Origin of the sequence: Bradyrhizobium sp. 35, from assembly GCF_023073215.1 — a bacterium.
In the GTDB taxonomy this organism is placed as follows: domain Bacteria; phylum Pseudomonadota; class Alphaproteobacteria; order Rhizobiales; family Xanthobacteraceae; genus Bradyrhizobium; species Bradyrhizobium canariense_D.
In genome coordinates, this window is the sequence record NZ_JADPJC010000120.1 from 97,563 (window position 1) to 110,752 (window position 13,190).

Annotated in this window: 16 protein-coding genes and 1 pseudogene; 6 read left to right on the plus strand and 11 right to left on the minus strand. The window is 64.1% G+C overall.

The window, feature by feature from the left end; all coding sequences use genetic code 11:
• The first annotated feature begins 233 nt into the window (after positions 1-233).
• Both IVB36_RS25910 and IVB36_RS25915 read left to right on the plus strand, forming a co-directional pair.
• Positions 234-446: a hypothetical protein gene (locus IVB36_RS25910; protein WP_018455656.1), complete on the plus strand. Its 213-nt coding sequence runs from the start codon at positions 234-236 to the stop codon at positions 444-446.
• A 104-nt stretch (positions 447-550) separates the two neighbouring features.
• On the plus strand, positions 551-847 hold the full coding sequence (locus tag IVB36_RS25915; RefSeq protein ID WP_026232997.1) for a hypothetical protein: 297 nt from the start codon (positions 551-553) through the stop codon (positions 845-847).
• A gap of 69 nt (positions 848-916) precedes the next feature.
• On the opposite strand, the gene IVB36_RS25920 is transcribed toward IVB36_RS25915, so the two are convergent.
• The 5 genes from IVB36_RS25920 to IVB36_RS25940 form a co-directional block, all read right to left on the minus strand.
• Positions 917-1,207: a hypothetical protein gene (locus tag IVB36_RS25920; protein WP_085350348.1), complete on the minus strand. Its 291-nt coding sequence runs from the start codon at positions 1,205-1,207 to the stop codon at positions 917-919.
• Positions 1,208-1,363: 156 nt separating this feature from the next.
• On the minus strand, positions 1,364-1,855 hold the full coding sequence (locus IVB36_RS25925; protein ID WP_085350347.1) for an Hsp20/alpha crystallin family protein: 492 nt from the start codon (positions 1,853-1,855) through the stop codon (positions 1,364-1,366).
• A 365-nt stretch (positions 1,856-2,220) separates the two neighbouring features.
• On the minus strand, positions 2,221-3,093 hold the full coding sequence (gene rpoH / locus IVB36_RS25930; protein ID WP_247372491.1) for an RNA polymerase sigma factor RpoH: 873 nt from the start codon (positions 3,091-3,093) through the stop codon (positions 2,221-2,223).
• 25 nt (positions 3,094-3,118) lie between these two features.
• The gene (locus tag IVB36_RS25935; protein WP_018455661.1) at positions 3,119-3,301 is read right to left on the minus strand and encodes a hypothetical protein; all 183 of its coding nucleotides are present in this window, start codon (positions 3,299-3,301) and stop codon (positions 3,119-3,121) included.
• Between the two features lie 120 nt (positions 3,302-3,421).
• Positions 3,422-3,973 (minus strand): TetR/AcrR family transcriptional regulator, encoded by a 552-nt coding sequence (locus tag IVB36_RS25940; protein WP_204513726.1) that lies wholly within the window; start codon positions 3,971-3,973, stop codon positions 3,422-3,424.
• A gap of 115 nt (positions 3,974-4,088) precedes the next feature.
• On the opposite strand from IVB36_RS25940, the gene IVB36_RS25945 reads away from it, so the two are divergent.
• From IVB36_RS25945 to IVB36_RS25955, 3 genes are all read left to right on the plus strand, one after another.
• On the plus strand, positions 4,089-4,946 hold the full coding sequence (locus tag IVB36_RS25945; RefSeq protein WP_204513725.1) for an oxidoreductase: 858 nt from the start codon (positions 4,089-4,091) through the stop codon (positions 4,944-4,946).
• 47 nt (positions 4,947-4,993) lie between these two features.
• The gene (locus tag IVB36_RS25950) at positions 4,994-5,995 is read left to right on the plus strand and encodes an NADP-dependent oxidoreductase (RefSeq protein ID WP_247372488.1); all 1,002 of its coding nucleotides are present in this window, start codon (positions 4,994-4,996) and stop codon (positions 5,993-5,995) included.
• A gap of 242 nt (positions 5,996-6,237) precedes the next feature.
• On the plus strand, positions 6,238-7,041 hold the full coding sequence (locus IVB36_RS25955) for an enoyl-CoA hydratase-related protein (RefSeq protein WP_249803237.1): 804 nt from the start codon (positions 6,238-6,240) through the stop codon (positions 7,039-7,041).
• A gap of 15 nt (positions 7,042-7,056) precedes the next feature.
• On the opposite strand, the gene IVB36_RS25960 is transcribed toward IVB36_RS25955, so the two are convergent.
• The 6 genes and pseudogenes from IVB36_RS25960 to IVB36_RS25985 all read right to left on the minus strand — a co-directional run bounded on the left by IVB36_RS25960 (position 7,057) and on the right by IVB36_RS25985 (position 12,058).
• Positions 7,057-7,854: an adenylate/guanylate cyclase domain-containing protein gene (locus IVB36_RS25960; protein WP_247372482.1), complete on the minus strand. Its 798-nt coding sequence runs from the start codon at positions 7,852-7,854 to the stop codon at positions 7,057-7,059.
• Positions 7,855-7,987: 133 nt separating this feature from the next.
• Entirely contained in the window at positions 7,988-9,172 is a 1,185-nt protein-coding gene (locus IVB36_RS25965; protein ID WP_247372480.1) for an adenylate/guanylate cyclase domain-containing protein, read from the minus strand.
• 143 nt (positions 9,173-9,315) lie between these two features.
• On the minus strand, positions 9,316-9,897 hold the full coding sequence (locus IVB36_RS25970; protein WP_247363737.1) for a HutD family protein: 582 nt from the start codon (positions 9,895-9,897) through the stop codon (positions 9,316-9,318).
• Positions 9,898-9,970: 73 nt separating this feature from the next.
• A pseudogene (locus IVB36_RS25975) lies at positions 9,971-10,818 on the minus strand (SDR family oxidoreductase).
• A 9-nt stretch (positions 10,819-10,827) separates the two neighbouring features.
• Entirely contained in the window at positions 10,828-11,379 is a 552-nt protein-coding gene (locus IVB36_RS25980; protein ID WP_247372478.1) for a carboxymuconolactone decarboxylase family protein, read from the minus strand.
• Positions 11,357-12,058 carry a TetR/AcrR family transcriptional regulator gene (locus IVB36_RS25985; RefSeq protein WP_247372476.1) on the minus strand — a complete coding sequence of 234 codons (702 nt, stop codon included), beginning with the start codon at positions 12,056-12,058 and terminating at the stop codon, positions 11,357-11,359. Before IVB36_RS25985 ends, IVB36_RS25980 begins: the two co-directional genes overlap by 23 nt.
• Before the next feature lie 118 nt (positions 12,059-12,176).
• Here IVB36_RS25985 and IVB36_RS25990 point away from each other — a divergent pair, with 118 nt between their 5' ends.
• Entirely contained in the window at positions 12,177-13,166 is a 990-nt protein-coding gene (locus tag IVB36_RS25990; protein ID WP_247372474.1) for a tripartite tricarboxylate transporter substrate binding protein, read from the plus strand.
• Positions 13,167-13,190 lie beyond the last annotated feature (24 nt).

Here is a 13,190-nt window from a genome sequence, read left to right on the forward strand (position 1 = left end):
AAAGAGCAACGCATAGTTTGTAGGACCGAGCTCGCAGGAACGACGTCGTTGGAACGACCTGGGGCCGTTGCGTATTGGGCCGCGCCGGGTCCTTGCGATTCCGGCAATGGCGGCCTCGGCTCGAAGCCCCGCCCCCGGGCCACAGGCCGGGGCCGCCTGACGGGGGATCGGCCCGGCATCTCAGGCCGTCTTGGAGGACTGCGCGAGAGACCATGGAGGCGCCCACACCAGGGATGCAAAACCCGCTTCGACAGGCGCGGCTCTACGGCTACCTGATCGAACGCGAGGGCGCGCTGTTTCATCCCGGCGGCAGCCACCCGCTGTGCAGCGCAGGCATGACGCGACGCATGATCGAGGCGGGCTGGCTGGTGAAAGCCGGCGATCGCTACGAGTTGACGCCGCAGGCGCAGGAACGGATCGCCCCGCGTGCGATGAGCTCGGGATGACTCATCGTCGCTGTCGCGGGATTTCCGCTCCCGCCCAGGAACAGGTGCGTGCCGAGATCTTTGCCTCGGCACGGCATGTGACGACGTCAAGCACAGGAGCGGACATGAAAAAGCTGGTTCTCGCAGGGCTCGTTGCGGCTCTCGCATTCCCCTCTTCCGCATTCGCGCAAGGCGGCGCGGGTGCGTCCAGGACCGGGTCGAGCATCGACTCCTCAGGCACCGGCGGCACGACGGGAGCGGGAGCCTCCGGCCTCAACACGTCATCGGACAACAATGGCGGCGGCGCGAACGCACCGGCCAAGTCCTCCACGACCCGGCCAGGCGACAACGACACCAGGCAAACCCAGGGCGGTCAGCAGGCTATGCCGGGCTCAGGCTCGACGGGAGCGAACCGCAAATAGGCGCGCCGCGAACCGCTGACCGATTGCCCTCACGCAAAAGGCCCGGATGATGATCCGGGCCTTGTCTCGTCACCACCAGGGATCCCAATAAGGCGGCGGAGCGTAGGCGTAAGGCACATAATAGGCCCGCCGCACGACGCGCGGTCCATAATAGCCGTAGGGCGGGCCATAGTAGCGCGGGCCATAATAGGCATCGGCCGCGAGCCCGGCCGCAAGCGCACCGGCAACAAGACCGAAGCCGATGCCGGGACCTCCCCAATGGCCGTGCCAGCCGCCGCGCCAGCCATGGGCTTGCGCCGGCGAGGCCGCCGCCACGAACAGGGCCGAGATCATCGTCAGGACCAACGCAAGTTTCTTCATATGCGACTCCCAGAACTTGGAAACCGACCGCAAAACGCCAGACCGGAATTGAAGTTTCCGAGCGTTCCGTAAAATTTTGCAGCGAGCCGACGGACGCGAATGCCGCCGCCGGCCGGACGCGGGCGAGAGCGGTGGCTCCCGCCCGCCGCTTCATGCTTACTTGCCGTTGATCGCGATGCGCCTCACCTTCTGTTGTGCCGCCGGTGACTTCGGCAGGGTGACGGTGAGAACGCCGTTGTTGAAGGAAGCCGCGACCTTGTCCTGGTCGACGTCATCGACCGGAATGCGCCGCTCGAAACGGCCATAGTAACGCTCGCTGAAGAGACGTTCCTTGTCTTCCGTTTCGCTCTTCTTCTCGCCGCTGATCGTCAGCACGCCGTTGGCAAGCTCGACGTTGACGTCCTTCTGTTCGAGACCGGGAAGCTCGGCGACGACCTTCACTTCCTTGTCGCTCTCGTCGAGTTCGACGTTCGGCCAGCCCATTGCGGTCGAGGAGCCGAACGGACTGAGATCAAAGCTGCGGAAGGCGTCGTCGAACAGCCGGTTCATCTCACGATGAAGCGCAAGCAGCGGGTTGCCGGCTTCGCCGCGCTGAACGGCCATATTGCGTGAGCCGTTGTTCCACGGAATGAGATCGCGTAGTGCCATTGTCGTTTCTCCTTATCTCCTGTCTTGATTGTCGATTGGCGCAGCTCGGCGCGCGGCGAGGGCCACGCACGCGCTGCAAAGCCCGGACGATCAACTCGTCAGGCCGCCTGCTTGTGCTCGATTTCGGGTCGGCATTGCCGGCAGCATCGATCGCGATGCGACGCGGCGGAACGGCGGTCGAAACCGATGGTCGAACGCCAGAGGGGAGACATATCGTCGGTTCTCATAACCACATCCTCCTGTGAGCAACATGGATTAAGAGCATCACCGGGGCGAGCCCCGATGGCCTTGCCGGACCCTGCTTTGGCGTCCGGCACCGCACTCGCATGCGGCTGCCAAAAGAATTAGGAGGCGGCGATTTGGTTTCAAGAGCCGGCTGCCAGGCGCCCGCCGATAGCAGCCCGAACCTTTTCGAACGCGCGCATTTCGATCTGCCGCACCCGCTCGCGTGAAACGCCATACCGTGCCGCGAGCTGCTCAAGTCTCAGCGGCGGCTCGGAGAGCCAGCGCGCCTCGAGAATGTCGCGCTCGCGCGGCTTGAGGACGCCCATGGCGCCGGCGAGGGCTTCACGCCTCCGTCTGGTTTCTTCCTGCTCGGCGTACGCGGCTTCAGGACTGGACGCGGGGTCGACGAGCCAGTCCTGGACTTCGCCGCCGTCGGCGTCGCGCACCAAGGCATTGAGCGACAGGTCGCCGCCGAGGCGCCGGTTCATCTCGATGACGTCGTTCTCCTGCACGCCGAGCCGCCGCGCGATCCGGCTGGCGTGCTCGGGGCGGAGATCACCATCCTCCAGGGCGGAAATTTCCGCCTTGGTCCGGCGAAGCTTGAAGAACAGCTTCTTCTGCGCCCCGCTGTTGGCAATCTTGACCAGCGACCAGGACCGCAGGATGTATTCCTGGATCGACGCCTTGATCCACCACATCGCGTAGGTCGCGAGCCGAAAGCCCCGCTCCGGCTCAAAACGCTTGACGGCGTGCATCAGGCCGACGTTTCCTTCGGAAATGATGTCCGCAACCGGCAGGCCGTAGCCGCGATATCCCATCGCAATCCTGGCAACGAGCCGCAGATGGCTTGTGACGAGATGATAGGCTGCCTCGCGGTCGCCGTGCTCGCGCCATCGCTTGGCGTAGGCGATTTCCTGATCGGGCCGCAGCATCGGAAACTTGCGAATTTCCGCCAGGTAATGTGTCAATCCGCCCTCAGACGACAGCATCGGAACAGTTGCAGTGCTTCCCATTGCCCACCTCTTCGAGTTGGTCTGCTTACGCTCCAAAATCGACATGACAAAAAATGGTTTCGGCCGACGATGTAACGACCGGTGGGGCCGGCGCGTGAGTTTGCGGCGGCTCTGGCCGGGTCACGAGATAGAGCTCGCCCGCCACCAACAGGAGGGCAGCGACGGCCAGGGCCAACATGCCGAGCACCAGATCGCTGTAGTCATCCATGCGCGTTCGAAAGTATGTCGATGTCGAAGATCGGCAGCCATCGCTTTTGGCTGTCCGCGACGTCGAACGTCGTCACCGGAATTTTGTTCCGGACTTTCGGCGCCCCGCCGGGACGCGGCCTCACCCCGCCAGCGAATTCCTCGTCGCGCGAAGAATATCGTCCGACAGCTTGGGATCGTCCACGGCGCGGGCAAGCACGAGGGCTCCCACCATGGAGGCGGCGGCGGCGAGCGCCTTGTCCTCGCGCTGGCGTGGCTTCAGATCGGTGGCCATTCGGCTGCTCAGCAAGCCGATCACGCCGCGCACGCCGGCGGTGAAACGCTGCTTCAGGCCGCTGCTTTGACGTGACACTTCACAGGCGAGCGCAGCGAAGGGGCAGCCGGCGGCGGGATCGTCGCGATGCCCCGGCGAGAGATAGTGCGAAACATAGTCCTCGAGCTCGAAGGCCTCGGGGAATTCCTGACCCTTGGCGTCGATCGCATGGGCCACCGCCTCCTCGACCAGCCGCTCCTTGGAGCCGAACTGGCTATAGAGGCTGCCGTGCGTCATCCCGGCCGCCTCGGCGAGCGCGTCGACACCGACGCCGGCGATGCCGCGCTCCCGCAGCAGGCGCGAGGCGGTCTCGAGAATATGCTCGCGATTTTTGGCGGCCTGTTCCTTTGAGACGCGCATGGGACCGATCCTTAGAGGCGGGGCTTGACTTTTATAATTACGATCGTCATGTATATCAATAGTTACGATCGTAATCAAACGATTTCAGGCCCGGTAGTGGCGTCGGAGAGGCATTATGAACAGGATTACACCGAAGATCGCGCTAGTGACCGGCGCCTCCTCAGGCATCGGCCAGGCGACGGCGGAGCGACTCGCGAACGCCGGCTACAAGGTGTTCGGCACCAGCAGGCGGGGCGCGCAGGCGGGCAAGCAGGCGTTCGAGATGCTGGCTCTCGACGTCACCAGCGATGCATCGGTGGAAGCCGCCGTCGGCGAAGTGATCCGGCGCGAGGGTCGCATCGACCTGCTCGTCAACAACGCCGGCTTCGGCGTTGCCCCTGCCGGCGCGGAAGAGAGCTCGATGGAGCAGGCGCGCGCGATTTTCGAGACGAACTTCTTCGGCCTGATCCGGATGACGCGCGCCGTCGTGCCGCACATGCGGCGCCATGGAAGCGGCCGCATCATCAACATCGGCTCAGTGCTCGGCTTTCTGCCGATGCCTTACGGCGCGCTCTATGCCGCGACCAAGCACGCCGTGGCAGGCTATTCGGAATCGCTCGACCATGAACTGCGCACGCGGGGCATCCGGGTCTCCGTAGTCGAGCCCGCCTACACCAAGACGCCGTTCGACGCGAACTTCATGGAGCCCGACGCCACGCTCGACGAATATCGCGAGGCGCGCGCCGGCGTGACCAAGCGGGTGAACGAGGTGATGGCGACGGCCGAACAGCCCGGCGTCGTGGCCGATGCCGTGCTGAAGGCCGCGAGCGCGGTGCGCCCGCAACTCAAATACGCGGCCGGCAGCCTTGCGAAGCGCCTGCGATTTCTGCGCCGGTTCGCGCCCGCAGCCCTGGTGGATGCCGGAATCCGAAAGGATTTGCGGCTGGATGCGACGGCGGCGCTGCAGCCCGCCCGCACCGCGCGGGCTTTCTGAGGGCCGCAATCTTGCCAGTGCGAAGAACCTTCGGACCGAGAGAAAAAATGAGAGCCCTCGTGTTCAAGCGCTACGGCAAGCCGGACCAGATCGCGTTGGCCGATATCCCGCGGCCGACGCCGAAGCCGAACGAAATCCTGGTCCAGGTTCATGCCGCGGGGTTGAACCCGATCGACAACATGATTCCGAAGGGAACGTTCAAGCCGATCCTGAAGTTTGAACTGCCGGCCACGCTGGGCAGCGACCTGGCGGGCGTCGTCGTCGAGGTCGGAAGCCGCGTGACCCGCTTCAAGCCGGGCGACGCCGTCTTCGCCAGCATCTTTGATCTCGGCACAGGCGCTCTCGCCGAATTCGCGACCGTGCCGGAGGATGCCGCCGCGCTCAAGCCGCCGAACCTGGACTTCGTGCACGCGGCCTCGATCCCGATGGTCGGCCTGACATCGTGGCAAGCTCTTAGGGAGCGCATACGTCTCAAACCCGGCCAGAAAGTCTTCATCCCCGCCGGCGCCGGCGGGATCGGCACGTTCGCGATCCAGCTCGCGAAATATTTCGGCGCCAAAGTGGGGACGACGACCAGCACTGGAAATATCGATCTGGTGCGCAGCCTCGGGGCTGACGAGGTGATCGACTACAAGACCCAGCAATTCGAGGAAGCGCTGCGGGACTACGACGCGGTGCTGGGCACGCTCAGGGGCGATGCGGTCGAGACATCGCTTCGGATCCTGAAGCGGGGGAGCAGGATTGCCTCGCTGGTCGGGCCGCCGGACGCCGCGTTCGCGCGCGACCGCGGGATGAACGTCGTCATGGTGTTCCTGTTCGGATGGCTGAGCCGCAAGATCATTCGCCGCGCCGGCAAGATCGGCGCGGAGTATTCGTTCGTGTTCGTGCACCCGGACGGCAGGCAACTCGCCGAGATCGGCGAGCTTCTCAAGGCGGAGCGTATCCGGCCGGTGATCGACAAGGTCTTTCCGTTCGAACAGGCGAAAGACGCGCTGGCCTATCTCGAAAAGGGACGAGCCAGGGGGAAAATCGTCGTCCAGATGAGATGAGGGCGTGGATCCGCCCCGCGCGCAATCGCCTCAGTCCCCACCCCGCCACCGCTCCGGCACGCTCTTGAGCCCACACCCTCGTTCATCGTCGTTTCGAAAACGCAGATGCGTTTTCCGATACGCACGATCGCCCATGTCGGGCCTGATGCAATCTTCTGCATGATACCACATCATCGCTGCAGCGCTCTCATCAGCACGGGAAGACAGAATCCATGATGTCACAATCTGACGAGTCCGCGCCGATGGCGGACATTCCGTACGGTGAGCGGACGAAGATCACCATCGAGCGCAAAGGCCACATCGTGCTGATCGGCATCAACCGGCCTGGCATCGACAATCGGCTGGACCCGGAGGCGACAGAGAGCCTGGCGAGAGCCTACTACCAGTACGATCGAGATCCCTCGCTGCGTGCAGCGGTTCTGTTCGGCTACGGCGAACGCTTCTCCAGAGGTGTCGATGTCGACGCCTACAAGGCATTTGCTCAATCGGGAAAGACGATGATGGAGGGACCCGGCTTCATCGACCCTCTCGGGCGGACCAAACCGGCGCTCACCAAGCCGCTGATTGTCGCGGTGCATGGCGATACCTGGAATATGGCGCACGAAATCTTCCTCGTTGCGGACATCCGCATAGCATCGGAAGACACGGATTTCGGCCAGGACGAGAACACGCACGGCCGCTTTCCCGGCGGCGGCTCAACCGTTCGCTTCCCACGAGAAGCCGGCTGGGGAAATGCCATGCGGTTCATTCTGACGGGCGATCATTGGGATGCGAACGAAGCGCTCCGGATGGGAACGGTTCAGGAGGTGGCAACAAACCGCGACGCCGCTCGCGCGAAGGCCGTCGAGATCGCCGAGAAGATCGCCGCATGCGCTCCCCTCGGCATCAAGACCTCGATTGCGTCCTCGCACCTTGCGCTCGAAGACCCCGAGGCCGCGCTTGCCCAACTTGGCGACCAATATCGTGCGCTGCTCACGACCAGGGACTTCCAGGAAGGGCGGGATGCCGAGGCACAGAAGCGTCCACCCGTTTACGAAGGACGGTGAGAGCTTCACCCACTCTCACCCCTCCACTCTATAGAGTCTCCATTTTTCCGGCACGCCCTTGAGCCGGTGAATGCCGTGATCTTTCAGGTTGATCGCCGACTGCGACGCCATCAGCTCCTTCACCGCGCTCGACACCAGCACCTCGCCGGCGCTCGCCTTTGCGGCGACGCGGGTGCCGATGTGGAAGGCCAGGCCGACCGCCTCAGTGCCACTCACGGTGTATTCGCCGGCATGCAGGCCGACCCTGATCTCGAGGCCGAGCGTACGCACGGCCTTCTGGATCGCGGTCGCGCAATTGATTCCGGCGGCCGGCGTCTTGAACGTCGCCAGCACGCCGTCGCCCGTCGTCGTGACTTCCTTGCCGCGCGAGCTCTTCAGCTCCTTGCGGACCGCCGCGTAATAATGGCCCATGATCTTGGTCCAGCGGACATCGCCGAGCTTTGCGGCTTTTGCGGTGGAGCCGACGATATCGACGATCAGGATCGTGGCAAGCGCCCGCTTGAGCTCGGTGTTGCCTGCGGCCGGTCGGCGCCGGAGCACGATCGCGCCGGTCAGCGGTTCATAGCGATGATTGCGGCGCCGCGCGATCGCGGCCTTGGCGTAATCCTGGGCGCGCTGCGCGCTGCCGCAGCGAATTGTCTTCTGCTGCGGCAGACGCGTCCAGTAGACCTTTCGTCCGTCACCCGCGCCCTGGACTTCCACGGCGCCCCATTTCAGGAGGATCGCCGTGCCAACGCGCCGGACACACCACGCCTTCGACGTGTAACCCGATACGTTCGACTGATGGATTCCGATGCGGAGGAATTTTGGCATGTACTGCGGCCGATCGATGACACGCTTGGACGAAACGCTTGGTTGCGCTTCGCACCGAGCGTAGTCACACAATCCTGCGTTGGCAACAGGACTCGATGATCGCCCGCTGCTTAGCCGGGGGCCTCCGTCATCTTCAAAACGCAAAAAGCTCGATCGGATCGCTGAAGCCGCGCACCTCATATTTTCCGACATGCTCCAGCTCGAACTCTCGCTCGACCAGCTCGGCAAAGTCGCGTGACAGCAACACTTTCTTTCCCAATTGCTTGGTCAAGGCTTCGAGGCGTGAGGCCATGTTGACGGCGGGACCGATCACGGTGAAGTCGAGCCGGGTGGACGATCCGATATTGCCGTACATGACGTCGCCGACATGGACGCCGATGCCGTAGTTCAGCGGCGCTCGGCCGGTGCCGTCGTTGCGCGCGTTCAACGCGATCATGGCCTGCCTGGCTTCGGTCACGGCATGCAGCAGGTTTGCGCAGGCCTTGGGCTCGCTCAGCGGAAAGATGGCGAGCAGGCCGTCACCGATGAATTTCAGGATCTCGCCGCCATGCCGCGCGATCGGCTCCGACATCGCGTCGAAATAATCGTTGAGCAGATCGATGACGTCGTCGCGCGGCCAATTGTCGGAAATCTTGGTGAAGTCGCGCAGATCGCAGATCATGATCGCGGCGCGCACCGTCGTACCGGTACCGCGCCGCGTGGCGCCGGCCAGGATGAGCTCGCCGGCATGGGAGCCGACATAGGTCTCGAGCAGCGTTCGCGCCAATCGATTCTTAACGCGGATCTCGCTGACCAGCGCCAGCACAGGCAACAAGTTCTTGAGGGCAGCGACATGGGTGTCGTCGAAGCCGCCGGGCCGGTTGGTCGCGAAGGTGACGAGATGGCGCTTGCCGAGCGTATGATAGAGCGGCCAAGCCACATAGTCGGTGAGGCCCTGCGCGCGCATCTCGCGGTAGAGCGCGTGATTGCGGCCGAGCGCTGGGTCCTGCTCGAGATTTTCGCGCAACTCGGTCGCGCCGTCGAACATTTCGTTGGCGGGACTGCCGATATATTCAGACCGCTCGCGGACGTCATGGTCGACCCGTGCAATCTCTGCCTCGCGCATGCCGTCGGCCCACATGAAGCGGGCGCCCAGCCATTGCGGGTGCTGGATCAGCACGTGAAGGGTTGAGCGCGCCAGCGGAATGCCGGCCTGCTGAAGCCGGATGCACATCTCGGCAAAGATATTGTCGATAAAGCGCTGGTCGCGCGTGCCGTTGATCAACCAGTCGACGACGCCGTCGGACAGCGTGGCGGATTTGTTCTCTGGCGCGGTCATATCTGCCCGTTCATATCGTGGCCACCCATATCGCGCTTGGGGCGGCGGCCTGCATCAAGGCAGATATCGTGCTCCGGCGCGACGGCGTCAACCTAGCCAGTTGCATGGATTGTACGCATCGCTCTGATCGGCGGGAACGCCGTTCAGCCGACGACCTGGATAGAGCCCAGCACGGCCAGCCCCGAGACGAGCGCAAGCGTCGATGCCCCCGTCAGTTCGACTTTCAAGGTGTTTTCGTGCGAAATCGAAAAATCCGTGCCTTCGAGACGGATAGTGCAGTCGCCGCGCGCCGCATAAATTAGATGCGTGCCGGCGGAAAATCGCCGCTCACCGGGCTCCTTAAGCGCTTCGAGCTCAAGCGCGACCGCACCGCGCCGGCCCATCAAATTCACCACCTCGACTCGCCCTTCCTCGAGCCGGGTCACGATCTCGAGCTCGCCGGTGAAGCGCACCGTCGTAAACGGCTCGCGCTCGTCGAATTCCTCGGTGGGCGACTTCAGCACCAGCCCGCGTCCGCCGACCACCATCTGCAGGCGGTCGATGCCGGGCATATGGGAGAATGGCCCCGGCGCCACAATCGGCGTGGTCGCGAAGCGCCAGAGCAGGCTGTCCCAATCCTTCACGGATTCAGCGCGATGGGCATCCGCAATATCGGTGAAGATGCCGCCGCCGTTCTTCCAGGGCGAGCGGGCGTAGTCTTCGGATTTCAGCAGTGTGGTTTTCATGCCTTTGAGGCTTATCAGATGAGCAGGCCCTGCGAAACTGTCGCGTCGAGCCGCAGCCTGTTACGGATCGACGTCACATCCCGCTCAGGCCGCTATCGACCGCGAGCGTTTGCGCGGTGACGTAGACGCTCTCGTCCGAGAGGAAGAACAGCACGGCATAGGCGATTTCCCAGGCGGTGGCCTGGCGGCCGAACGGGACGTGACCCTTGCCGCGCGAGGGGCGGCCGGCGCCGGCCTCGCGACCGTTCGGCGTGTCGACGAGACCGGGATAGACGAGGTTGGCGCGGATGCCGCGGCGCGATCCGAGATGGGCGATGTTGCGCATGAGGCCGCCGAGCGCGGCTTTCGAGGAATCATACACCGCCATCTGCGAGCCGGCCTTCAGAGCGGCGATGGAGGAGATGAAGACGATCGATCCGCCGTTGCCGTATTTCGGCAGGCCGCGCGGCAGCACAGCATCGGACCGCGAACGTTGACGTCGTAGATCGCATTCCACTCCTCGGGGCTGACGGCGTCGAGGCCGACCTTGCCGAAGGTGCCGATGTTGAGGACCATGCCGTCGAGCCCGCCCATGGCGCGATGTGCTTCCTCGATCATGCGCTGGACGTCGGATTCAGAGGTGACATCGGCCGTGATGGCAAAGCCCTCGCCGCCTTCGTCGGTGATGTGCTTGACGGTCTGCTGCGCGGAGGTGTGGTTGAGATCGGCGACCGCGACCTTCGCGCCCTCGCGCGCGCAAAGAATGCTCATGGCGCGGCCGTTGCCGATCGGATCGGTGGCGGCGTCGAACACACGCTGGCCACCGGCGACGATCAGGATGCGACGCCTCTCAAGGCGTCCCCTGCCCGGCGCTTCGCCCAGCGATTCCGCACTCGGCGCGCGAACATAGCGCTCCAGCCTGGTCTCGGAATTCTCACGCATGCGCGCCGCCTATCTCTTGCCGCTGTCGTAGACCTTCATGCCGGCTGCCGGGTCGAGATCGGTCTCGGTCGCCTCGGTGACACGCGCCATCATCATGTAGAAGCCGAGCGCGACAATGGATTCGACGATCTCCTGGTCGCTGAAATGCGCGCGCATGGCGGCGAAGATCTGCTCGGGAACGCGAACGTGCTCGACCACTTCGCGGCCGAATTTCAGCAGCGCGCGCTCGGCCTCGCTCAAACCGGCAGCATCGTAATCGGCGCGCTCGACCGCATCGATCTGTGCTTGCGTGCAGCCGACACCAAGCGCGATCGGCACGTGCTGGCGCCATTCATAGGCACCGCCTTCGAGCTGGGCGGCCTGAAGGATCAGGAGCTCGCGATGGACCGCACTGAGCTTCTGCTTGTGCAGGATCGAATTGCCGAGCCGCATCGCCGGGATCATGTTGGCCTCGGCATGGGCCATCATGCGGAAAATATTCAGCTTGACCGGCATGCGGTCGAACGAGGCGCGGATGTTGCCGCTCGTCGTCTCCGGATCAATCAGGGGCAGCCTTGCCACGAGTCTCTCCCTTGGCTTTTCGTTTCTTATTGTCCTGTGTCCCGCCATCCGCCGCGATCAGCGACAGGAAGAAGGTGAGATAGCTGTCGATCGCCTCGATCACCTTCGGCCGCGGCGACGGTGCCGCGCCCATCACGTAATGCTCGAGACGGATGTAGATCAGCCCGGCCGCGAACAGCCGCGCGGTCTCGCGTGGGTCCGGCGTCGAGACGAGACCGGCGAGCGCAAAGCCGCGGAAATAATCCGTCATCATGCTCTGCTCGCGCGCATAGAAATGATCGGCGAATTTGGCGCGGATGCCGGGCACGCGGTTGCGCTCGGCGGTGATCACTTTCTGGAACTGGTGCTCGCGCGGATCGGACCATTGCTCGACGAGATCCAGTGCAAACTGGCGGCAGAACGCGGCGGGCTGGCGCGCGAGCTGCTTGTAGCGCGGCTCTTTCAGCCGGCTCGCCGAGCTGGCCGGGCCGTGCTCGCTGACGATCGCCTCGAGGATCGCGGCCTTGCCGGCGAAGTGATTGTAGAGGCTGCTCTCGCGAATGCCGACGCGACGCGCGAGCTCGCGCATCGAGGCGCCGCCATAGCCGCTCTGCGCGAACAGATCGAGCGCCTCGGCGAGAATGCGCGCGCGGGTCGTGGGCGCAGCCGCTTCCGCCGCGCTGGTGGTGTGGACAGCCATGCGGGCTTGACTAACGAACGATCGTTCGCTAGTCAACCGCCGGCACGATCGCTCGTTCGGTCTTGCGCTTCAACTCCGCTGTCAAAAGAAGCGGAGAGCAATCTGGGGAGATCAGGTCATGGCGCGCTTCGTCCATTTTCGTCTGCTGCGCGCCGCAACTTTGTCATTGGTCATAACGTTCTCGGCAGTGCTGCCTGCGCGGGCCGAGGATCCGGCCGCCTATCCCACGCACAAGATCAGGATGCTGCTGCCTTATGCGGCCGGTGGCGGCGGCGACGTGATCGGACGACTGCTCGGCGACAGGATAGGCAAGACGCTCGGACAGAGCGTCTATATCGAGAACCACACCGGGGCTGCCGGCACGCTCGGCACCCAGATGGTCGCGGCGTCGGCGAATGACGGCTACACCATCACCGTAGGCGGCATGACCACGCATGTGCTGGCGCCGGCGATCTATCCGAAACTGCCTTACGATTCGATCAAGGATTTCACCACGATCGGGCGCATCGGCACGTCCTCGATCATGCTGGTGGCGACCAAGGATTTTGCCGCCAACGACATCAAGGGCCTGATCGCGCTGGCCAGGAAGGGCGAGCCGATCCAGTACGGAAGCTGGGGCGTCGGCTCGACCGGACAGTTCTGCGCGGAAATCCTGATGCAGCAGACCGGAATCAAGATGGACCACGTGCCGTTCAACGGCATCGCCAAACTGGCCGGCGATCTGCTCGGCGGCCACATCTCGCTGGCGACGCTCGACATGGCGACCGCGACGCCGCTGGTGAAGGACGGCTCGATCAAGGCGCTGGCCGCCTGCGGCGAACGCTCGCCGAGCCTGCCGGATGTCGCAAGCTACAAGGAACAAGGCGTGCCGTTCGACCGCAGCCTGTCCTGGGCGATGTATGCGCCTGCGGGGCTTGCCGAACCGATCGCAAGAAAGCTGTCCGCGGCGCTGAAGGACGCGCTCGCCGATGCCGAGGTGAAGGAGAAGCTGCTGGGGCTTGGCATCACGCCGCAATTCGTGCCGGGCGACGAGCAGCGTGACATCAACGCCCGCGACATCGCGGCCTGGAAGCAGGTTGCCAAGGACGCCGGCATTGAACTGAAGTGATCAAGCTGACAAGAGGAGCGCGGG

What these genes read in the sequence shown, in the direction of transcription:
- IVB36_RS25925 (WP_085350347.1), bottom strand. Translation starts at nt 1,855, where the DNA reads ATGGCACTACGCGATCTCATTCCGTGGAACAACGGCTCACGCAATATG.
- IVB36_RS25985 (WP_247372476.1), bottom strand. Translation starts at nt 12,058, where the DNA reads ATGGCTGTCCACACCACCAGCGCGGCGGAAGCGGCTGCGCCCACGACC.
- IVB36_RS25920 (WP_085350348.1), bottom strand. Translation starts at nt 1,207, where the DNA reads ATGAAGAAACTTGCGTTGGTCCTGACGATGATCTCGGCCCTGTTCGTG.
- IVB36_RS25935 (WP_018455661.1), bottom strand. Translation starts at nt 3,301, where the DNA reads ATGGATGACTACAGCGATCTGGTGCTCGGCATGTTGGCCCTGGCCGTC.
- IVB36_RS25915 (WP_026232997.1), top strand. Translation starts at nt 551, where the DNA reads ATGAAAAAGCTGGTTCTCGCAGGGCTCGTTGCGGCTCTCGCATTCCCC.
- IVB36_RS25945 (WP_204513725.1), top strand. Translation starts at nt 4,089, where the DNA reads ATGAACAGGATTACACCGAAGATCGCGCTAGTGACCGGCGCCTCCTCA.
- IVB36_RS25940 (WP_204513726.1), bottom strand. Translation starts at nt 3,973, where the DNA reads ATGCGCGTCTCAAAGGAACAGGCCGCCAAAAATCGCGAGCATATTCTC.
- IVB36_RS25950 (WP_247372488.1), top strand. Translation starts at nt 4,994, where the DNA reads ATGAGAGCCCTCGTGTTCAAGCGCTACGGCAAGCCGGACCAGATCGCG.
- IVB36_RS25970 (WP_247363737.1), bottom strand. Translation starts at nt 9,897, where the DNA reads ATGAAAACCACACTGCTGAAATCCGAAGACTACGCCCGCTCGCCCTGG.
- IVB36_RS25965 (WP_247372480.1), bottom strand. Translation starts at nt 9,172, where the DNA reads ATGACCGCGCCAGAGAACAAATCCGCCACGCTGTCCGACGGCGTCGTC.
- IVB36_RS25910 (WP_018455656.1), top strand. Translation starts at nt 234, where the DNA reads ATGCAAAACCCGCTTCGACAGGCGCGGCTCTACGGCTACCTGATCGAA.
- IVB36_RS25960 (WP_247372482.1), bottom strand. Translation starts at nt 7,854, where the DNA reads ATGCCAAAATTCCTCCGCATCGGAATCCATCAGTCGAACGTATCGGGT.
- IVB36_RS25955 (WP_249803237.1), top strand. Translation starts at nt 6,238, where the DNA reads ATGGCGGACATTCCGTACGGTGAGCGGACGAAGATCACCATCGAGCGC.
- rpoH (WP_247372491.1), bottom strand. Translation starts at nt 3,093, where the DNA reads ATGGGAAGCACTGCAACTGTTCCGATGCTGTCGTCTGAGGGCGGATTG.
- IVB36_RS25990 (WP_247372474.1), top strand. Translation starts at nt 12,177, where the DNA reads ATGGCGCGCTTCGTCCATTTTCGTCTGCTGCGCGCCGCAACTTTGTCA.